This is a genomic window from Mesorhizobium sp. WSM3862 (assembly GCF_002294985.1).
Classification (GTDB): Bacteria; Pseudomonadota; Alphaproteobacteria; order Rhizobiales; family Rhizobiaceae; genus Mesorhizobium.
The window spans coordinates 131,524-151,570 of record NZ_NSGE01000007.1; the positions used below are offsets into that span (position 1 = coordinate 131,524).

Here is a 20,047-nt window from a genome sequence, read left to right on the forward strand (position 1 = left end):
GCCGTTGCCTGCGAGGAGATCATAGGTCCGCTTTCCGCGGCGGAATGTTTGGTTTTCCGCAATTCTTGTGCGCTGTTCCGCAGGCTAAAGTTGGCTGACGCGCATAATTGCTGCGCCTTGCCGGGCGGCTGGGTCTCCGGTCTTCGCGGTCAGAGCTCTGCGTAAAGTTGCGCCGCATTCTCGAAGGTGAAGCGCAGCGGCACCGATCCCTCGACCTGCCACACGCTCACCGTGTCGCCTGCCATCAGCCGGCAGGCGTCGAGCGTGTTGGTCACGGCGCCGCCATAGAGGCGGTTGGCGAGGTTGAGGATGCCGGTCTGGTGCATGGCGCTGCTGCCGCTGCCGCAGGCATCCTTGACCAGGAGCACGCGAAAACCGCGCGCGACCGCGTCCTTCACCGTGGCGTCGATGCAGGCTTCGGTCCACACGCCGGCAATCACCAGCCATTCGATGCCGGCTGCTTCGAGCTTGTCGCCAAAATCGTTCTTGCCGAAGACGCTGGCTTCCTGCTTGACCAGAGTGGCTTCGCCGTTTTGCGGCGCTACTTCATGGCAGATCTCCGTCAGCGGATCGTCCTTGTCGGAGAAGGCCGACTTGCCGCTCTCGTCGAGCGGATGGAACGGCCGCGCCTCGGCGAGGTCGACGATGTAGGCCCAATGATAGAGCGGCACGAAATTGCGCCGCGCCGCCTGCTGCAGGCGTTGGACGTTGGCGAGGATGTCGGCAAAGCCTTCGACCAGATAGCGCTTGTCCTTGCGATGCTCCTCCTGGAGATCGATGAACACCGCGGCCACCGTGCCGCGCCGGATGGAAATGGGGGATTTCATGCGGATGCTCTCGAAGGGGTGCCGCGGCGCGTCGGAATGTGCCGCAGCGTATCAGCTTCGTCATTCCAGCGCGAAGCAGCCGCGAAGCGGCGTCGCGAAGACCCTGGAATCCATTCCGTTACCTTGATCGAAGAGTGCGGCCTAACAGAATTCTGCACCGTTGCGGCGCTCCGACGTAACGGAATGGATCCTATGGCCTGCGCCGCGTCGCTTCGCTCCTTGCTTCGCTCTAGGATGACGACGACATGAGTGCGGCGGCCAATCTCGAACGCCTGCGACAATGTGTGGGCGGCGCCAACAGAGCGTATCGGCATCAAACCGCTCATTCCAGAAACTCATCCTCATAAGGAAACCGCGAAAGCAGCTCGGTCCCCGTTTCGGTAATAAGAATCTCGTCCTCCAGCTTGACGCCCTCGCGGCCGCCTTTCTCGCCGATATAGCTTTCGACGCTCACCACCATGCCCGGCACGATCATGCCGTCGCGGCCGTACGTCTCGTAATCCATCGCGTGGGCGATGAAGGGCGTCTCGCCATGCATGCCGACGCCGTGCATGACCGAGGTATAGCGCTGATCGACGAAGCGGTCCGGGATTTTCCAGGCCCTCTCGGCGATCTCGCGGAAGGCCATGCCGGGTTTCACGATGGAAATGTTGTGCTGCACCTGGTCATGCGCCATCCGATAGAGCGATTTCTGGTAGGGAGTCGGCTTGCCCGGGCCGCAGCGGAAGGTGCGCGAGAAGTCGGAATAATAGCCGTAGCAGCCGATCGTGTCGGTATCGAGCGCGACCAACTCGCCCGGCCTGATCTTGCGGCCGCTCGCCTCGTTGAACCACGGATTGGTGCGCTGTCCTGAAGTCAGCAGCCGGGTCTCGATGAACTCGCCGCCCTGGCGGATCACCTCGTGATACATAATGGCGAAGAGCTCGTTTTCGGAAACGCCGGGCTTGATCGCCTCGCGCACGGCGGCCACCGCCGCTTCAGCTCCGGCCATGGAGGCCTGCAGGCATTTCACCTCCTCCGGCGTTTTCACCGCGCGCACGGCAAGAATCTCGCCCTGGCAGTCCTTCACCTCGCAGCCGCGCTTTTCCAGAGCCACCGCCTGCAGATGGCTGCAGCGGTCGAGGCCAAGCTTCATCGAGCCGCCGCCATGCTTCTTGAGCAACTCGATGATCTCGTCGGCGAACGGCCCCGCCGTCTCGTCGTCGCGGCCGGAGACGGAGGACCAGACGAGCTTGGAAGGACGCGCCTCGTCGATCGTGTCGAGCACCATCGAGACATGGTAGCTCTGCGGATACTCGAACAGCACGATCGGCCCTTCGGTCGGGATGAAGAAGTAGCGGGTGGAATTGCGCAGGAAATAGCCGAACATGTTGCGCGAGCCGGTGGCGTAGCGCTGGTTATAGGGGTCGAACAGCACCACTCCGCCATAGCCCGCCTCGCGCATCCAGGCGCGCAGTTTGGCGAGCCGCCCCTTGCGCAGTGCGTCCGCATCGATGAATGAGGGCTCGGTGTCGGAGAGCCACATGCCGCCGGCGGGATCGGCCGCGGCCGGGTGGCGCATGCGGTCCTTGAAGTCCACATCCTCGGTGCTGTCGGGATCGAAAACGACGATGCTCATGGGTGCCTCCTGTTCCCGCGAACATAGCCGGGCAGGATGCAGAGCTTGTGCGGCATTCCGCAAATGTCGTGCAGGATGCCGCGCGACCGATGTCGTCACTGCAACGTCGGCGGGACAGAGGGGGTGTGAAGGAAGTCTGCGTAGTAGCAGCAAAGCGCACCCTAATGCCTTCGCATCGCCTTCGGCGCGTGCCCATGCTCCTCGCGAAACGCCCGCGCGAAACTCGACATCGAAGCAAAACCGCAGGCCAGCGCGACATCGCGCACCATCAGCGTCGAATGCGCCAGCAGATCGGCGGCGCGCTTCAGCCTGAGCCGCCGGTAATAGCCGTTCGGCGAGATATCCAGCTCAGCGCGGAAATTGCGCTCGAGCTTGTCGGGCGAGACCCCAAGCCGCTCAGCCAGTTCCGCCATGCCGAGCCGTTCCTCGACCGCGTCCTCCATGATGGCGATCGCCGACAGCACCAGCTCGTTCTGCACCCCGGTGCGCAGGCGCAGCGGCATCAGCCTGCGGTCGACGCTCGAGCGCAGGGGAGAGTGCACGAACCATTCCGCGACACCCGCGGCGAGCTCGGCGCCGTAGTCGCGCGTGATGATCTCCAGCATCATGTCGAGGCTGCCGACGCCGCCCGCCGAGGTAAAACGCTTGCGGTCGATGACGAAGAGATCGCGCCTGAGCTCGATGTCGGGAAACGCCTCGGTGAAAGCGGCCTGGCTGGTCCAGTGCAAGGTGCAGGCATGTCCGTCGAGCAGGCCGGCGCGGGCGAGGAAGAACGCCGCATCCGCCACCGCGCCGATATGCGCGCCGCCGCGCAGGCTTTTGCGGATCCAACTCATCGCCTCGTCGGCCACGACATGGTCGGCATCGCCGCCTGAGCAGACGACGATGCGATCGACCTTCGGTGCGTTGGCGGCCGAGAAGCAGGGCTGGATGACGACGCCGTTGGAGGCTTCGACCGTGCCCTCATCCGCGCCGACGATCACCCATCGGTAGCAGTCGCGCTTCGAAAGAATGTTGGCGCCGCGCAGCGGCTCGATGACCGAGGAAAACGCCATCATCGGAAAGCCGGGAAAGACCAGCACCGCGAAGGTGAGCGGGGTCTCGCGCGCCTCCGGCTGCGCGCGGTCGCGTTTTCGGTTGGCGAGAATGGCGCTCACGACTTTTGTGTTTCCCGCGCGCAGCATTGGTGGCAGAGAAGGCCAAACTGTAGCGGGCGCTTCAGCGCCCTAGCAACGGAGAAACGACCAGGATGTTTGCGGCAACGGCCGTCGACACGAGCAGCAAGCCGGCCTTCTACGATGAGCTGGCCAGGCAATTGAAAGCGCTGCTGGAAGGCGAGCGCGACTCGATCGCCAACGCCGCCAACACCTCGGCGCTCATCTACCAGATGGTGCCCGACCTCAACTGGGCGGGTTTCTATTTCCTTCAATCCGACGAAGAGCTGGTGCTCGGCCCCTTCCAGGGCAAGCCGGCCTGCGTGCGCATAGCGGTCGGCAAGGGCGTCTGCGGCACGGCGGTCGATCTCGACATGTCGATGCTGATCAAGGACGTGCACGATTTTCCCGGCCACATCGCCTGCGATGCCGACTCGCGCTCGGAACTGGTCGTGCTCTTGCGCGACGCCGAAGGCATCTTCGGCGTGCTCGATCTCGACAGCCCGCTGCCCGGCCGCTTCGACAAGGAAGACCAGGCCGGCATCGAGAAGCTTGCCGCGATCTATGTGGCCGCCAGTTCCTTTGAGGACTGAACTCTTAGCGGACTGCGGTACGGCTACGCCTCTGGCTCAACGACCCTGTCTTGCGTTGCAATACGCGCGTCGTTATCTCTGGCGGAATATGACGCTCGCCAAGCGCGCCGAAGGGAGAAGATATGTCGCACAATCTGCAGTTCTATATCGAAGGCGTGTGGGTCGATCCGGTGGTGCCGAACAATTTCGACGTCATCGATCCGTCGAACGAAGACGCCTTCGCGCAGATCTCGCTGGGCACCAAGGCCGATGTCGACAAGGCGGTCGCTGCCGCCAGGCGCGCCTTCGCCACTTTCGGCTTCAGTGAAGTCGAGGAGCGCCTCGACATCCTCAACCGCGTCATCGAGGTCTACAAGAAGCGCAGCAAGGACCTTGCGCTCGCCGTCTCGCGCGAGATGGGCGCGCCGCGCCAGATGGCGCTGGACAGCCAGGTCGGCGTCGGCCAAGCGCATCTGGAGAAGATGGCCGAGGTGCTGAAGACCTTCCAGTTTCGCCATGTCAAAGGCTCCTCGCTGATCGTCAAGGAGCCGATCGGCGTCGTCGGCCTGATCACGCCCTGGAACTGGCCGCTCAACCAGATCACCTGCAAGGTCGGCCCGGCGCTCGCCGCCGGCTGCACCATGGTGCTGAAGCCTTCGGAGATCGCGCCGCTCGACGCCATCATCTTCGCAGAGATCATGGACGAGGCCGGTGTGCCGAAGGGCGTCTTCAACCTGGTCAACGGCGATGGCCCAACTGTCGGGCAGGCTTTGGCCAGCCATCCGGATGTCGACATGATGTCATTCACCGGCTCGACGCGGGCCGGCATCCTCGTCGCCAAGGCGGCCGCCGACACGGTGAAGCGTGTGCATCAGGAGCTCGGCGGTAAATCCGCCAATATCCTGTTCCCCGACGTCGATCTGCAAAGGGCGGTGACCAAGGGCGTGGCCGGCTGCTTTGGCAATAGCGGCCAGTCCTGCAACGCGCCGACCCGCATGTTCGTGCCGCGCGATCGGCATGACGAGGCCGCCGGCTATGCCAGGACGGCGGCGGAGAAACTCACCGTTGGCCCGGCCGACGCGCCGGGAACGAAGCTTGGCCCGGTGGTAAGCCAGCTGCAGTTCGACAAGATTCAAGACCTGATCCAGAGCGGCATCGACGAAGGCGCAACCCTGGTCACCGGCGGCCCCGGCCGTCCGGCTGAGCTCAACCGCGGCTACTATGTCCGCCCGACTGTCTTCGCCAACGTGACGCACGACATGCGCATCGCGCGCGAGGAAATCTTCGGGCCGGTGCTGTCGATCATGCCTTACGACACGGTCGAGCAGGCGATCGAGTTGGCCAACGACACCGTCTTCGGCCTCGCCTCCTACATCCAGGCCAAGGACATCGAGAAGGCGCGCCAGGCCGCGGCCCGCATGCGCTCCGGCAACGTCTATATCAACTATCCGACGTGGGACGCCGGCCTGCCCTTCGGCGGCTACAAGCAGTCCGGCAACGGCCGCGAATATGCCGAATACGGTCTCGAGGATTTTCTGGAGATCAAGGGCATCGCGGGATACGCGGCGGCGGAGTAGGCGGAACAGAGGCCGGCGCAGGCAGATAGAGAAAGGGCGCGATCTCGGCTTCGCCATTTGCCATGAGCCGCTTGCCGCGACAGCCGATCAGCTCTTCCTCGCCGCCTTCTTACCCGCGCCTTGCCTCGATGATGCCCACCATGGCGCGAGTGAATTCGACCACGCTGTTTGCCGTGATGGCAGCATTGTCGGGGCTCTGGCCGATTTGCTCGGCTGCTCCGCAGCACGAGCGGCGGATGAGGTCGTAATGAGCAAGTCTTTCATCGTCCGGCAACGCCGCCAAGTTCAAGGCTCGACGGTGAAGCATGCGCAACAGCTGCGCCAGCGCTGTTTCGACACTCATGCGTTTGGCTCCGCATCGGTCGAACGTCTCGGCACATAAAGTGCCGGATCGTCGATCAGGGGGCGGTTCTCGTCCCCGATCCGGCAAGGCTGCGCCTTAGTCGTTAATACATCGTTGATCGCTAATATGATCGGTGAAGGCTTTGGGCGGATTCCCGGATGCCATCGGATGTGGCGGAGGCAGATCATCCTCCGCGCGGCACGGCTAACGTCCTCGGCATTTCAAAATCTAACGATCGGCAAAATGCACCAGTAAGGATGCTTGGTAAGGGTTGATTCAACCCTTGCTGGTATGTACAAGGTGGCGGCTCCGGCCAGGGGTAGGGTTGCCTGAAAGCCGGAGCCGCCTGCGCGGCCGATGGGTAGTGTCCGCGCTGTCCCAGAATAGGACAGCGCGGTCTACGATTCGTTAATTCGCTAATATATCGTCCTATGGGCGAACCCCGCGGACAGCGATGCCGGCAAACGAAATTTCCCAAGCAATTGAATTCTCACAGTTCTAGCTGCGAATCTGGATTCGAACCAGGACCGGCGGAGTTAAGAGTCCGCTGGTCTACCCGTTCCTATCACCAGCAACGCTGCCAGCTCCCAGAGAAGATCCACCTTGTCTTTGGCCTCTTTCGGGGGCGATGGGATCGAATGGGGATGGCGATGGGGTCGACAGACCGGCCCGACCGTCATCCTGAATGATGATTGCATCGATGCACTTCGTCGCAATGCTCAAGCCCTTTGCCATGGTTAACGAGTCATGGGCCGGCGGGACCTTCATAAAGACTTTGCTAATATTAGAAAGAAGACAAGCCGTTCAGCGGAACAAGCCTCGCTGAACGCAGTTCGGTGCGACGTCGCGTCGGCTATTGCCGTCGCGTTGGGAGACAGCAGCGCAAGCGAACCCGACAGGAAGCCAAGCCTTCGCAAGGCCTCTCGCGAGCTGCCAAGAAATGAGTGGAACATCACCCCTAGGTGCGCAATGACTACCCCCAAACACATTTCAACGTTCGACCTCGATCAGCTGCGCGAAGCCTTCAAGCAATTGACTCGCGAGCAAGGCATCACAGCCGAAGAACGGGACGTATACGCCCAGCTTTTCCTTAAGCAGACCTGCGCCCCAGTCTTAGCGCTCGGCCCTGAACGGCGGCCGGTGCAGCCTTGGAGTTAGCGGCTGGTGTGCCGCATTGGCGGTTGCGGGTTTGACGGCAGCTTCCCGCAAAGTCCGGCGACACAATTGCGCCAAGCCAGGCTTGTCCGTCGAGATCATGGCCCGAACGCCGCTGCAGCTCTGCGATGGATCACCAGATCGTGGGCCGGGGCCCCAGCTGATCTGGACGCCTTATGAAGCGGCGCTAAATCAAGCCGATGCTGGTTGCGTTGAGTATATTCACTTTTCTTTTTTGCACCGCCTCCCTTCAGGCCCAGGACTGGCAGCCGTTTGGGGTCCGGCAACTGGGCTTCACATTCGATGTTCCGCCTGGTTTCGTCCTCACCCAGCATTCGGATCAGGGTGCTGCATTCCAAGGCGAACGAGACGCGTTTCTTGCCGTGTGGGGCGCCAGACTTGGCAGAGCCAGCTTTCGGGCCGAGATCGAGCATCGCATGCTGGAAGACGAAAAGGCTGGCTGGAAGTTGACGTACCGGCGCCTGACCTCGACCTGGGCGAGCTATTCAGGGATCAAAAACGGCGAGATCCGATATGTTCGCGCCATCAGGGTCTGTGATGACCGCGCCGCGCTTTTCACGATCAACTACAGCAGATCGGAGAAAACGCCTTATGATCGGATCATTGTGCGAATGGTAAGATCCTTAAAGGCCGAAGGCTGCTAGCCTTAGGCCCAGGATGGGTTTCGATCTGCATTGCCGGCATGCCCTGATGCTATTTTTTACGAGCGACACGCATTTCAATGATGCCCGCATCTTACGGATTGACCGGCGGCCTTTCGCATCGCTTGCCGAACATGACGAAGCGCTGATCTCTTTCTGGAACGAGACCGTCACGCCTGACGACGAGGTCTGGCATCTTGGCGACTTCGCGCGCCACGGCAAAGCAGGCGGGGAGGCACTTCTGTCGCGCCTCAATGGGCGCAAGAACCTGATCATCGGCAACAATGACCCGGACGAAACGACCGCCGCCGACGGATGGGCCAGTATTCAGCATTACGCGGAACTCAGGTTCAACGGGGTGCTTCTCATCCTGTGCCACTATCCGTTCCGCACCTGGAATCAGATGGGCAAGAAGTCGATCAATTTGCACGGTCACTCGCATGGGAAGCTCAAGCCGCTTCCACGCCAGTATGACGTTGGCGTAGATGCTTGGAACTTTCGGCCGGTCCCGCTGCCAGCATTGATCCAAAAAGGCGGTGCCCGGACGCAGGCTTCGCCAGCTTAAAAAGTAGGTCAGCCGGCCAGCGAGAGCATCCAGGGGCGGCCGTTCTTTTGGACCGCGCTAACCGAACACCCGAGTCTTTCATCATCGACGGCGAGATGATCGCGTGGGATCCCGACGGACGGCCGAACTTTCATGCCGTCCATTCGCGCATGACCTGAACGCCGAGCTGCTCACCTTCGTCGCCTTCGACCTTCTCTACTCAACGGCGAGCACATTCGTGCTCTGCCGCTGATCGAGCGCTAGGCGAGGCTCTGGAAACTGATCAAACCGTAAGACGCGGGGCTTACAGGGCGCGATCCGGCGCGAAGACCGAGATCGCCTTTGGGTGAACCTTGAAATGGGCCGGTGTCGACGTGACGATCTCGCCATCGGTGTTGACCGGCATCGCCTTCCGCGTCTCGATGTCGAACTCGACGCACCTGGCCGTGCGCACCTCACGCCATGCGCCATGCGTTCCAGAACGAAAAGAGCGGAGCATCAGCGCCAGCTTCCAGAGGTTCGTCATTTCCAAGCTATAGAGATCGAGATGTCCGTCATCGATCTCGGCCGTTTCTTCCACCACGTTGCCGCCGCCGTAGTGCCGACCGTTTCCAACCGCGATCTGGTAGGTTTCGACCTCAATCGCCGCGCCTTTTTCGGTAATCTTCGCGTGAAACCGCGCGGCCCGGGTCAACACTTTCATCGCCGCCAGCGCATAGCCCAGCCTGCCGAAACGCTTCTTCAGTGCGGGGTCAAGACCCTGCGCCAGTTCGGTGCTGAGTCCGATACTTGCGACGTTGAAAAAGGCATGACCGTTGACCGTCCCGACATCGATCAGCCGGGTTCGGCCTCGCGCGATCACATCGGCGGCCTGCAGGAGATCCATCGGAATGTTGAGCGTGCGAGCAAGGTCATTCGCCGTCCCCATAGGAATGATGCCCATCGGCAGGCCGCTTTCCATGATCGCCGTCGCCGCCGAGGACACCGAACCATCACCACCGCACACGACCACAAGATCGGCCAAATGGCGTAAGCGAACGATGTCTCGAGCGATTTCAGGCAACGCCTCGAACATCTCAACAGTGACGGAAAGCCGAGCTCGCCCCAGCCGCTCCACAATTGGCGCGAGCATCTCCTGGCCGCGCCGAGCCTTGGGATTGAGGAGCAGCAACGCGCGCCTTTTGGCTGCTTCGCTCATTCAAAGATCGGTCCGACTGATCATGGCTCAACGCAAATAGGGTGGCTGCTTCCGGATTTCGACCGCAAACCGACGCGAAACGTCACGCCTGCCCCGCCTATGGCGCGCGGTTTCTAAGCGACAAGCGCGCCTGCGGCGTCGGATCATTCGCGGGCAAAAGGTCCACATTGGCTATGGCGAAGCGCTTTCTTGAGAAGGCGGGCTGAAGCGATCCGCTTTCTGCAGTAGGACCCCCGAGGAGCGAGAGAGCCTCTTTGGCTAGTGAAGTTTGTCCTTGGAAGGTTTGACGGCCGACTCGCTCAAGATTTCTTTAAGCGCTTGCTTCCAGCTCCAGCCCGATCATGGGCTCGGGAATCGCAATCACGTCATTCCGGTATCGTCGAGACCTTCGCTGCCCGTGGACACCCGTTCGGTGCCTGTCTCCTTGCGTATCGAAGCTGGCCCCCTCAGCGAGATCGTTGTCCGCCACCTTTTCGTTCCTCGAATGAAAGGCGACGGGATACGCTGGCCCGCCGAGCCGGAAATGACGGCAAAACCAAGCTCTGGTTCCCGCGTGGCTCCTCTGTCCACCCCTCGGGCGGGACTCTTTGCAACTCAGTGAGTTTCGCTTAGCCGCATTGTCTGGCGCCGATCGGCCTTCGAACTTGGCCATGTTCAGCCGTGTTAATCCAAGCTTGTCGTTCGCCAGCTTGCGGCTAAGCTTGCAGTATTGGGGAAGACAGGGAAACAGATTTGCCTCGTCGATCGGTACGAGCCCATCTGCTTGGACTAATCGCAGCGGCCGTGTTGCCGGTCTGGCTGTTTGCTGCCTATCTGTTCGTTGCCTACGCCCTGCATGAGCAGTCTCGTATCGAGCAGGAGGCGCTTTGGATTGCTCGTCAGGTGTCGCTGGTCGTTGATGGCGAAATCGTCAATCTCAAGACCCTTCTGGAAGGGCTTTCCAAGGCGCCTGCTCTCGCCGATGATGATCTGCAGGCTTTTAGCAACGAGGCGAGCCGCCTCGTCCAGGGTACGGATCAGGTAATCACGCTGCGTGATCTCGGTGGCCGCGCCTTGGCAAGCACTGAATCCGCCAAGGGCTCCGAGCCTTCGGCCGAACCGCTGACGCCCGAGGAGCGCGAGCACCTGGATCTTGCTGGCGTGCTGGTCAGCAACGTGTTCGCCGCGCCGGGATCGAACGCATACCGGATCGCGGTCACCAGACAAGTGTCGGGCTCGAAAGGCCAGGCGTTGCTGCTTTCGATGTCGGTCCCGACGGAACGCATTCGCCTTGCTATGCTGCCCGCGGTACCAGCAGGGTGGACGGTCGCTGTCGGTGATCGTGAGGGCAACTACGTTGCAAGGTCCAAGTTGCATGGTGAGGTGACCGGCAAGCCCGGTTTGCCGGAATATTTAGCAAAGGTCGTCGGTCGCTCCGGTACGTTCCGATCTCGCAATTTCGAAGGCACCACGCTGCTGGCCGGGTACTACCGATCGCCCTATTCGGACTGGTTCTACACCGCCAATGTTCCGCTCTCTGATGTTCAGGCACCTCTCTGGTGGTCTCTCGCACAGATTGGTGCAACAGGCTTAACAGCGCTGCTTATTTCGCTCACTCTGGGCTACGTGGTCGGTAAAACCTTCACCAAGGCCACAGTCGACCTCGCCGCGCGCGCCGATGCGCTCGGCAAAGGGAGCGAGGTCAAACCTATGTCGACGTCTGTCGCCGAGTTCGACACGATTGCCCAAGCTATGATCAAAGCCGGCCGTGCAATCGCGGAACGCACGCGCGAGTTGGAAACCGTTCTGGATACGGCGCCGGTGGCGGTCTGGTTCACCTATGATCCGCAAGCGCGACAGGTGATCCGCAACCGGTTCGCGGCGGAACTGATGGGCCTGTCGACGGAGTCCCGGAGATCCTTTGGGACGCCCGACCTGGTGATCGATACGCTGGCGTACAAAGACGGCCAGACCATCAGCCGGGAAGACCGTCCGCTGAGCAGAGCCATGCGCGGCGAGGAAACTGACAGTGAGGAATTCTCCTATACGCTGCCATCCGGGGTGCAACGGTACCTGCTTTCCAGCGCGCGGCCCGTCCGCGATGCGGCAGGCTCGGTAATAGGCGCTGTCCAGATCAGCCTGGACATCTCCGAGCGCAAACGGAGTGAGGAGCAGCGCCAACTGTTGATCAATGAACTAAATCACCGGGTCAAGAACACGCTGGCCGTAGTTCAGGCAATCGCGAGCCAGACCATGCGCAGCGCAACCAGCCTCGCGCTCGCAAAGGAGGCGCTTTCGGCCCGGCTGGTTTCGCTGGCAGAAGCGCATGATATCCTCACCCGGGAGAATTGGAGCGGTGCCGATCTCAGCACGCTCATTGCCGCCTCGATCGACCCGCATGCCTCTCTCGATCGGTTCGATCTCACAGGCGAGCCGGTTTGGTTGCCCTCGAACGTGGCGCTTTCCTTCGCGCTGGCCATTCATGAACTTACCACGAACGCCATCAAATATGGGGCGCTCTCCAATCCTACCGGATCGGTCTCGATCTCGTGGCGGTTGGAATACGTCGATGGGGGCCGAAGTCTGGTCCTGGAATGGCGCGAGGAAGGCGGCCCGCCGGTCGTGCCTGGCAAACACGGCTTTGGTACGCAACTCCTGCAGCGAGTGTTCGACAGCGAAAGAACGGGCGGGGTTGAGCTGGTCTACGATCGCTCCGGGCTGCGTTGCATTTTTAAGGTGGGATTGGACCGCAGCAAGTAGCGTAGTACCGACGCAAACACCAGACGGCGACGAGACCCGCGACGTCTTTCAGCACTACCACCTAGGAAGAATGGAGAGTTTGGCCCGGGAATTTAGGGGGTGCCTGTTCCGACAACTTCCAAACGTCTAATATGCCCAAATGCAGCGGTGTCGCATCGCCTTCGGTCCGTTCGTGCTCGATCCTGACATGGGGACGCTTTTTAAAGACCAGATCCCGATCACTGTTGGGCATCGTGGGCTGACGCTGCTTGCTGCGCTTACCGCACGGCCCGGTGAGATCCTGACGAAGGCCGAGCTGATGGACGCTGCCTGGCCGGGCACCGCCGTTGAGGAAGGCAACCTTACCGTCCAAATCGCGACGCTGAGAAAGGCACTCGGTCCGGCTGATAACGGCGGTGAGTGGATCGCCACAGTGCCTCGCCTCGGGTACCGCTTCACGGGGACTGTCGAGCCGGTGGCGAGCGCGTCCTACGGAGCGATCCCACCGCCCGGCAAGCCGTCGATCGCGGTGCTGCCCTTTGTCAACTCGGGCGGCGATCCGGACCAGCAGTATCTCAGCGACGGCATAACCGAGGACATAATTACGGAGCTGGCCAGGTTCCGCTCCCTGCTCGTCATCGCACGCAATTCATCGTTTCAGTTCCGTCACCCGGCATTGGACATAGCCGAAGCCCACCGCAAGCTCGGAGTTCGCTACCTCGTCGCAGGCAGCATACGAAAGCTCGGTGATCGCATTCGGATCACCACACAATTGATTGATGCCGCCACCGGCACCCACCTTTGGGCCCAACGGTACGACCGGGCCCTCAACGACATCTTCGCATTGCAAGACGAGGTTGCGGCTCTTATCGCCTCGATGGTCGAAGGCCAAGCGGAGGCCGATTCGGCGAGCCGCAGCAGACGCAAGCGTCCGACCGATTGGGACGCATACGACTACTACCTGCAGGGGCGCGCGCACTTCTACCGATATGAACTGGACAAGGCCGAGCCCCTCTTCGCGCAGTGTGTCGAGCTCGATTCGGCATTCGCTCAAGGTCACGCCTTCCTGGCGCAGGCCTTCGTCGGCAGATTTTGGTACGACAACGATCTGCGGACGCTACAGAAGGCCTGGGACGCCGCTCGAACGGCGCTCGCTCTCGACAGGAGCGATGGCGTCTGTCATCAGAGTATGGGGCTGGTGCTTACCCACATGCGCCAACACAGCGATGCGGGAGTGCATTTCGAGCGAGCGCGCTCGTTGAACCCGCTGGACGTGAACATAGCGGGGGATTACGCAAGCTGGCTCAACTACGGCGGACGGGCCGAGACGGCGCTCAACGTGCTCGAAACAGCGCTCCTGCGCGACCCGGTACCACCGATGTGGTTCTGGGAGGTGAAGGGTAGCTCCCTGTTCCTGCTTGGAAGGTACTCCGAAGCCGTCGCTTCGTATCAGAACGCTGGCGACCAATTCTTCGTCCATGCTTTCCTCGCAGCGTCTTACGCACATTTAGGCGAGACGGAGAAGGCCCGCGCTGAAGTCGAGGAAGCACTGACCAGGAAACACGACCTGACTCTCCGGCTGATTTCAAATCTCCCGTTCGCCGACCATGTCGCCCTCGGGCTTTTCACATCAGGCTTCAGAAAGGCCGGTTTTCCCGCCTGAACGCACCCCAGGGAAGGCTATTTTCACACTCGGAGGGGTAGATGCTTTCCCATCTCTCAAATTTGAATGCGGGTGCACCTCGTGCGGCCCACAATAATGCATGCCGAACTATCTGTTCGAAGTCTTCCGCAATGGGCAAAGCCTCGGCGATGCTTGGGTCGACCTCGGCAACCTCACCGACCTGCGACGAGAAGCGCTGAAGGCGCTTCACGATATCGCTGCAGACGAAATCGCCTCAAGCGACTTGGATGAGACTGTGACCGTTGCCGTTCATGACGAAGCCGGCAGGCCGGTATATTCCGCAAGTCTCACCGTCTCGCAGCCGTTGCCCGCCTTCAACGGCTAGGAGTCGTCCGCTCATCCTCTGGGGGAAAGACGGCAGCGGAAGAGAGCCTTTCCTGCTGCTGATCCATCGGCCGCTCGCCGCCCTGCGCACGCGAGTGGCGTTCCTCTGCAGCATATTGGCTTGGAAGACCGACCAGCCGGTTGAGCCTCAAGCCGCACATTATTCACCGTGGTGATGAGTGTTTCTGCGTTTTCCAAATTGGACGCGTACAACCTTTTTGGGCGATGGTTCGTTCAGAACGCCTCTGCTCTCAACGCCACCAGCGAAGCAGGGCTGCGTGCCTGACGACCGATGGAGCAGACATCGATGCCTGTCGGGAACGCGCCATCGGACCCACGCTGCAGCACGTCGATTGCGGGCTGGCAGGCAGAAGGCACTGCTTGCCCAGGGAAAGTTGAATAGGGAGTTGGTCGGCTCCCGCAAGAGTTGCCTTTCGACCAAGGAGTGATCGATGAAGTCGGCTTTCCGGTACCTGGTGTTCGCCGCGGCCTTGCTGTCGCCAGCGGGAATGGATGCAGTCCAGGCAGCGGACGCTCAAATGCCCCTCTTTGTTGCGACGCCCCGGGACCTCTCCATCACCACGAGCACGTCCGAGACGCCCGGCATGTCCCGGGTCAACGGCCAGAGCGCTAAGGTGCTCCATGTGAATGCGACGAAGCCTGGATTGCATGCCGTGTCGCACCTCGATTCCCGCTTCGCGACGATCCTGTCTGGAACCTTCTACGTTGCGTTTGACGACACATACGACGCAACCAAGCTCAAGGCCCTTCCGCCTGGTGGCATCTACGCTGAACCGGCCTAGGCAGCCGTTCGGCTGCCGAATGGTGTGAGTAAGAAAATCTGAAGGGTTGAGGCGACCTACACGCGTCATTGGTTCGCCTCAGGCATTGTTTCATGATTGCACTCGTCCGCATTGCCCTCAGCCGGCCCTACACGTTCATCGTGTTGGCGCTGCTGATCCTGATCATCGGCCCGCTCGTGGCCTTGCGCACCCCCACGGACATCTTTCCGGATATCCGTATCCCGGTGATCAGCGTGATCTGGCAATATACGGGCCTGCCGCCCGATCAGATGTCGGGCCGCATGACGACGCCGTTCCAACGTTCGCTGACCACCACCGTCAACGACATCCAGCATATCGAATCCACCTCTTATAACGGCTTCGGCATCATCAAGGTGTTCTTCCAGCCGAATGTCGACATCCGCACAGCCAATGCGCAGGTCACCGCAGTGGCACAGACCGTGCTCAAGCAGATGCCGGCCGGTGCAACGCCGCCCCTGATCCTCAACTACAACGCTTCCACCGTACCGATCCTGCAGATTGCCCTTTCGGGGCAGGGCCTGACCGAGCAGGCGCTGGCTGACCTTGGCCTCCAGACCATCCGCACACCGCTTACGACGGTGCCGGGCGCCGCCATTCCCTATCCGTTCGGCGGCAAGACCCGCCAGGTGCAGATCGACCTTAACCCTTACGCACTGCAGGCGCGCGGCCTGTCGGGGCAGGACGTCGCCAATGCGCTGGCCGCCCAGAACCTGATCACACCGGTCGGCACCGAAAAGATCGGTCGCTACGAATATGCGGTGCAGCTCAACGATGCTCCGTCTTCGCTGACTGACCTCGCTGACCTGCCGATCAAGTCGGCGAACGGGACGCTTGTCTATGTGAAGGACGTGGCGACGGTGCGCGACGGCAATCCACCGCAAACCAACATCGTCCATGTCAACGGCACCCGCTCGGTCCTGCTTCAGATTCTCAAGAATGGCTCGGTCTCGACGCTCGCGATCATCCAGGGCATCAAGGATCAACTCGCCTTGATGCGAGCGAGCTTGCCCGACAACCTTCAGGTGTCGCTGCTCGGCGACCAGTCGCTCTTCGTCCGCGGCGCCATCACCGGCGTGGCGCGCGAAGGCGCGATTGCGGCCGCGCTGACCAGCATGATGATCCTGCTATTCCTCGGCAGTTGGCGCTCCACCATCATTATCGCCGCGTCGATCCCGCTCGCGATCCTCGGTTCGGTGATCGCTTTGTCGATGATCGGCGAGACGCTCAACATCATGACGCTTGGCGGCCTGGCGCTCGCCGTCGGTATCCTTGTCGACGATGCGACGGTGACCATCGAGAATATCAACTGGCATCTCGAACACGGCAAGGAGGTTCGGACGGCGATCCTTGACGGTGCCCGGCAAATCGTGACGCCGGCCTTCGTCTCAATGCTGTGCATCTGCATTGTCTTCGTGCCGATGTTCTTCCTCGACGGCATTGCACGTTTCCTCTTCGTGCCGATGGCCGAGGCAGTGATGTTCGCGATGATCTCGTCCTTCATCCTCTCGCGCACCTTCGTCCCGACGCTGTGCAACTACCTGCTCAAACCGCATGTCGATCATGGGGTGCATGGTAAGCCGCGCAGCTACAACCCGCTGGTGCTGTTCCAGCGTGGCTTCGAGGCGACGTTCGAACGCATCCGTGTCGGCTATCACGGCCTGCTGGAGCTGGTGCTCGGCCACCGGATGGTGTTCGTTGCCGGGTTCATGGCCTGCGTCATGGGGTCCTTCCTGCTGACGCCCTATCTGGGACGGAATTTCTTCCCCGCTGTCGACACCGGGCAAATCCTGATGCATGTGCGCCTTGGCATCGGCACCCGCGTCGAGGAGAGCGCCAACCAGTTCGCCGACATCCAAAAGGCAATCCGCCAGCTGATTCCGCCCGACCAGCTCGACACGTTGGTCGACAATATCGGCGTCCCGGTCTCGGGCATCAATCTGGCCTACAACAACACAGGCGTGATCGGTTCCCAGGATGGCGACATCCAGGTCAAGCTGTCGCAAGACCACCGACCGACCGATGAATACGTCCGCAAGATGCGCGAGGAGCTGCCGCGCCGGTTCCCGGGCGTGACCTTCGCCTTCCTGCCGGCCGACATTATCAGCCAGATCCTGAATTTCGGTGCACCAGCACCTGTCGATATCCAGGTGCGCGGCAACAATCTGCCGGCGAACTTCAAATATGCCGGTCTCGTGCTGGACCGCCTGCGGCACATTCCCGGCGTTGCCGATGCCCGCATCCAGGAATCGCAGGCCAATCCGACACTGAACGTCGATGTTGACCGCGCCCAGGCCGAATATATCGGCCTTACCGAGAAGGACGTCACCAACAGCCTCGTCGTCGACCTTGCCGGTTCGAGCCAGGTGTCGCCGACCTACTGGCTCGACCCAAAGAGCGGCGTGTCCTATCCGATCGTGATGCAGACGCCGCAATATCAGGTGGATACGCTGGGCGCCCTGCAGACGACGCCGATCACGGCGGCCGGCATCGGGACGCTGCCCATCCTCGGCGGCGTCGCCAGTGTGAAGCGCTCGGTCAGCAACGCAGTCGTCTCGCAATACAACATCGTGCCGATGGTGCAGATCTACGCCACCACGCAGGGGCGCGACCTCGGCGCCGTCGCCACCGATATCAAGAAGATCCTTGCTGACACCGCCGCCGATTTGCCGAAGGGCAGCTCCGTTTCCTTGCTCGGTCAGGTGCAGACCATGAACAGCGCCTTCGCCGGCCTGCTATTCGGCCTGCTCGGCGCCATCGTGCTGATCTATCTGCTCATCGTCGTGAACTTCCAGTCCTGGTCGGACCCCTTCGTCATCGTCTCGGCGCTGCCGGCCGGCCTTGCCGGCATCGTCTGGATGCTGTTCGTCACCCAGACGCCGATGTCGGTGCCTGCCCTCACGGGTGCGATCATGTGCATGGGCGTGGCGACCGCCAACTCCGTGCTCGTGATCAGCTTTGCCCGCGAACGCTTGGCGGAACTGGGCGACCCGATTGCCGCCGCCCTCGAAGCCGGCTTCGTCCGCTTCCGGCCAGTCTGCATGACCGCACTCGCCATGATCATCGGTATGGCGCCGATGGCTCTCGGACTCGGTGAGGGCGGCGAGCAGAACGCCCCGCTCGGGCGCGCCGTGGTCGGCGGCCTGATCTTCGCAACCATGGCAACGCTGCTCTTCGTGCCCGTTGTCTTCAGCCTCGTTCACAAGCGTGAGGCCAAGCCGGCTGCAGCGCCTTCGGAGACCTTGCATCATGCTTGAGCACGCTACCGAGCAGAAGCTCGACACGAGCCCCGAAATCGCTCCCATGCCGCGACACGACACCGACAACGGGCATGAAAGCTCTAAAACACCTGACAAGTCGCTCGACACGGCTGGGACAACCGAGGTGACGTCCTCGGAACGCAAGCCTGGCCGCTCACCGGTCGGGCTCGGCATCTTCGGCGTCGTCGCCATCGCCGGTGCCGCGACCCTAGTCTACACCGGTGTCAGTGCTCGCCAAAGGAGCGCGGTCGAACTGCGGCAATGGACGGAGGCGCAGGCGATACCAAGCGTTGCCCTGGTGACGCTCAACGCCAAGCCTGGCGTCGTCAGCCTAAATCTGCCCGGACGGCTGCAGGCCAACGACAGCGCACCAATCTATGCCCGCGTCAGCGGTTATGTGAAGGATTGGAAGGTTGATATCGGCGCGAGCGTCAAGGCGGGGCAGACCCTGGCCGAGATCGAGGCCCCCGATCAGGACCAGCAATTGCTGCAGGCCAAGGCCGACCTCGCCAACGCTAAATCGGCCGAGGTCCTGGCCGACATCACCCTCAAGCGCGAGCGTCCGCTGCTCGAATCCCGGACCGTCGCGCAGCAGGAAATCGACCAGCGCGTGGCAGATCTAGCCAGCAAGCAGGCCGCGGTGAATTCCGGCGAGGCCAATGTCGAGCGCCTTGAGGCGCTGTCCGCCTACAAGACCGTCGCCGCGCCGTTCGACGGCCTCATCACTGCGCGCAACACCGATGTCGGTTCGCTTATATCGGCCGGATCGAGCGCCGGGCAGGCGATGTTCGTGGTCTCGGACGTACATACGCTGCGCGTCTATATCAACGTGCCGCAGAACTACGCACCGGATGTGAAGTTGGGTTCGCAGGCCACTGTCTCGGTGCCGGAATATCCGGGCCGCAGCTTCCCGGCTACCGTGGTCGCCTCGGCTCGGGCGGTCGACATCACGTCCGGCACGACGCAAATGCAGCTTTCCGTCGACAACGCCAAGGGAGAGCTGATGCCCGGAGCCTATGCCAATGTGAAGGTGGATCTCTCCGGGGTGGCCGGCACATTCCGCATTCCCGTCAGCGCGCTCATCTTCGACGAGAGAGGCCTGCGCGTCGCCACTGTCGGGCAAGACAATCGCGCTACCTTCAAGAGGGTGACGATCGCCCGCGACCTGGGCAACGAGATCGAACTGGCCTCGGGCGTCGCTGCCGACGACCATGTCATCGCCACTCCGCCTGACGGTCTGGCGGAGGGCGACGAAGTCCATATCGTCAAGCTGTCACAGGCCAAGGAAGCCACACCCAAGGTCCCCTAGGCGAAGTGGCGAAGGACTATTCCCGAACCCGGCTGGCCACCGCCAATGTTGAGACCGGACGCCTACATGCGACCAGGTCGGGGCGGTCCTGCCGATTGCCGCCGCTAACGAGCCTTGATCGCGATCAGAGAGATCGAGACTGTCATCGCGATCACGATAAGCGTCCAAACCACCGCATTGGGCGTCAGGCGCCAACGGTGGCCTTCGGTCATCCGCTTGCGCCACAAGTCGGCGTGGTTCGCGCCTTCGTATTTTCCCGAAGGGCCAGGGCCGCGAGGTTT

Annotated in this window: 15 protein-coding genes and 1 tRNA gene; 10 read left to right on the forward strand and 6 right to left on the reverse strand. The window is 61.7% G+C overall.

Translation table 11 applies throughout. From position 1 onward, the window contains the following. Positions 1-149: 149 nt before the first annotated feature. From CK224_RS21905 to CK224_RS21915, 3 genes are all read right to left on the reverse strand, one after another. On the reverse strand, positions 150-827 hold the full coding sequence (locus CK224_RS21905) for an isochorismatase family protein (protein ID WP_095783215.1): 678 nt from the start codon (positions 825-827) through the stop codon (positions 150-152). Positions 828-1,149: 322 nt separating this feature from the next. Then, complete coding sequence (locus CK224_RS21910) at positions 1,150-2,445, reverse strand: Xaa-Pro peptidase family protein (RefSeq protein WP_095783216.1); 1,296 nt, start codon at positions 2,443-2,445, stop codon at positions 1,150-1,152. Positions 2,446-2,606: 161 nt separating this feature from the next. Next, positions 2,607-3,503, reverse strand: coding sequence for a GlxA family transcriptional regulator (locus CK224_RS21915; protein WP_245426115.1), 897 nt, complete (start codon positions 3,501-3,503; stop codon positions 2,607-2,609). Between the two features lie 191 nt (positions 3,504-3,694). On the opposite strand from CK224_RS21915, the gene CK224_RS21920 reads away from it, so the two are divergent. Further along, complete coding sequence (locus CK224_RS21920) at positions 3,695-4,192, forward strand: GAF domain-containing protein (RefSeq protein WP_095783217.1); 498 nt, start codon at positions 3,695-3,697, stop codon at positions 4,190-4,192. 122 nt (positions 4,193-4,314) lie between these two features. Next, entirely contained in the window at positions 4,315-5,748 is a 1,434-nt protein-coding gene (locus CK224_RS21925) for an aldehyde dehydrogenase family protein (protein WP_095783218.1), read from the forward strand. A 109-nt stretch (positions 5,749-5,857) separates the two neighbouring features. Here the strand turns inward: CK224_RS21925 and CK224_RS21930 are convergent, their stop codons facing one another. Next, a complete protein-coding gene (locus CK224_RS21930) occupies positions 5,858-6,091 on the reverse strand; it encodes a hypothetical protein (RefSeq protein WP_067329916.1) in 234 nt (77 codons plus the stop codon). A gap of 500 nt (positions 6,092-6,591) precedes the next feature. Continuing rightward, positions 6,592-6,664: transfer RNA gene (locus tag CK224_RS31415), tRNA-OTHER, on the reverse strand. Between the two features lie 782 nt (positions 6,665-7,446). Between CK224_RS31415 and CK224_RS21940 the strand changes: the two genes are divergently transcribed. Together CK224_RS21940 and CK224_RS21945 are read left to right on the forward strand one after the other, a co-directional pair. Next, a complete protein-coding gene (locus CK224_RS21940) occupies positions 7,447-7,911 on the forward strand; it encodes a hypothetical protein (RefSeq protein ID WP_095778605.1) in 465 nt (154 codons plus the stop codon). Between the two features lie 13 nt (positions 7,912-7,924). Continuing rightward, entirely contained in the window at positions 7,925-8,473 is a 549-nt protein-coding gene (locus CK224_RS21945) for a metallophosphoesterase (RefSeq protein WP_245299705.1), read from the forward strand. 283 nt (positions 8,474-8,756) lie between these two features. Here the strand turns inward: CK224_RS21945 and CK224_RS21955 are convergent, their stop codons facing one another. Further along, a complete protein-coding gene (locus CK224_RS21955) occupies positions 8,757-9,650 on the reverse strand; it encodes a lipid kinase (RefSeq protein ID WP_067000602.1) in 894 nt (297 codons plus the stop codon). A gap of 783 nt (positions 9,651-10,433) precedes the next feature. On the opposite strand from CK224_RS21955, the gene CK224_RS21960 reads away from it, so the two are divergent. The 6 genes from CK224_RS21960 (at position 10,434) to CK224_RS21985 (ending at position 19,766) form a co-directional block, all read left to right on the forward strand. Beyond that, positions 10,434-12,389, forward strand: a complete 1,956-nt coding sequence (locus CK224_RS21960) for an HWE histidine kinase domain-containing protein (protein WP_245426095.1) — start codon at positions 10,434-10,436, stop codon at positions 12,387-12,389. A 187-nt stretch (positions 12,390-12,576) separates the two neighbouring features. Then, complete coding sequence (locus tag CK224_RS21965) at positions 12,577-14,031, forward strand: winged helix-turn-helix domain-containing protein (protein ID WP_245299708.1); 1,455 nt, start codon at positions 12,577-12,579, stop codon at positions 14,029-14,031. Positions 14,032-14,131: 100 nt separating this feature from the next. Then, the gene (locus CK224_RS21970) at positions 14,132-14,377 is read left to right on the forward strand and encodes a hypothetical protein (protein ID WP_067000612.1); all 246 of its coding nucleotides are present in this window, start codon (positions 14,132-14,134) and stop codon (positions 14,375-14,377) included. A gap of 451 nt (positions 14,378-14,828) precedes the next feature. Continuing rightward, the gene (locus CK224_RS21975) at positions 14,829-15,179 is read left to right on the forward strand and encodes a hypothetical protein (RefSeq protein ID WP_095783221.1); all 351 of its coding nucleotides are present in this window, start codon (positions 14,829-14,831) and stop codon (positions 15,177-15,179) included. A gap of 92 nt (positions 15,180-15,271) precedes the next feature. Beyond that, positions 15,272-18,454, forward strand: a complete 3,183-nt coding sequence (locus tag CK224_RS21980; protein WP_095783222.1) for an efflux RND transporter permease subunit — start codon at positions 15,272-15,274, stop codon at positions 18,452-18,454. Then, positions 18,447-19,766: an efflux RND transporter periplasmic adaptor subunit gene (locus tag CK224_RS21985; RefSeq protein ID WP_245426097.1), complete on the forward strand. Its 1,320-nt coding sequence runs from the start codon at positions 18,447-18,449 to the stop codon at positions 19,764-19,766. Before CK224_RS21980 ends, CK224_RS21985 begins: the two co-directional genes overlap by 8 nt. Positions 19,767-20,047: the final 281 nt, after the last annotated feature.

Excerpts from the sequence above, each read along its gene's own strand:
- CK224_RS21970 (WP_067000612.1), top strand. The coding sequence starts at position 14,132 with ATGCCGAACTATCTGTTCGAAGTCTTCCGCAATGGGCAAAGCCTCGGC.
- CK224_RS21905 (WP_095783215.1), bottom strand. The coding sequence starts at position 827 with ATGAAATCCCCCATTTCCATCCGGCGCGGCACGGTGGCCGCGGTGTTC.
- CK224_RS21965 (WP_245299708.1), top strand. The coding sequence starts at position 12,577 with ATGGGGACGCTTTTTAAAGACCAGATCCCGATCACTGTTGGGCATCGT.
- CK224_RS21920 (WP_095783217.1), top strand. The coding sequence starts at position 3,695 with ATGTTTGCGGCAACGGCCGTCGACACGAGCAGCAAGCCGGCCTTCTAC.
- CK224_RS21980 (WP_095783222.1), top strand. The coding sequence starts at position 15,272 with ATGATTGCACTCGTCCGCATTGCCCTCAGCCGGCCCTACACGTTCATC.
- CK224_RS21945 (WP_245299705.1), top strand. The coding sequence starts at position 7,925 with ATGGGTTTCGATCTGCATTGCCGGCATGCCCTGATGCTATTTTTTACG.
- CK224_RS21915 (WP_245426115.1), bottom strand. The coding sequence starts at position 3,503 with ATGATGGCGTTTTCCTCGGTCATCGAGCCGCTGCGCGGCGCCAACATT.
- CK224_RS21975 (WP_095783221.1), top strand. The coding sequence starts at position 14,829 with ATGAAGTCGGCTTTCCGGTACCTGGTGTTCGCCGCGGCCTTGCTGTCG.
- CK224_RS21940 (WP_095778605.1), top strand. The coding sequence starts at position 7,447 with ATGCTGGTTGCGTTGAGTATATTCACTTTTCTTTTTTGCACCGCCTCC.
- CK224_RS21985 (WP_245426097.1), top strand. The coding sequence starts at position 18,447 with ATGCTTGAGCACGCTACCGAGCAGAAGCTCGACACGAGCCCCGAAATC.
- CK224_RS21955 (WP_067000602.1), bottom strand. The coding sequence starts at position 9,650 with ATGAGCGAAGCAGCCAAAAGGCGCGCGTTGCTGCTCCTCAATCCCAAG.
- CK224_RS21925 (WP_095783218.1), top strand. The coding sequence starts at position 4,315 with ATGTCGCACAATCTGCAGTTCTATATCGAAGGCGTGTGGGTCGATCCG.
- CK224_RS21910 (WP_095783216.1), bottom strand. The coding sequence starts at position 2,445 with ATGAGCATCGTCGTTTTCGATCCCGACAGCACCGAGGATGTGGACTTC.
- CK224_RS21930 (WP_067329916.1), bottom strand. The coding sequence starts at position 6,091 with ATGAGTGTCGAAACAGCGCTGGCGCAGCTGTTGCGCATGCTTCACCGT.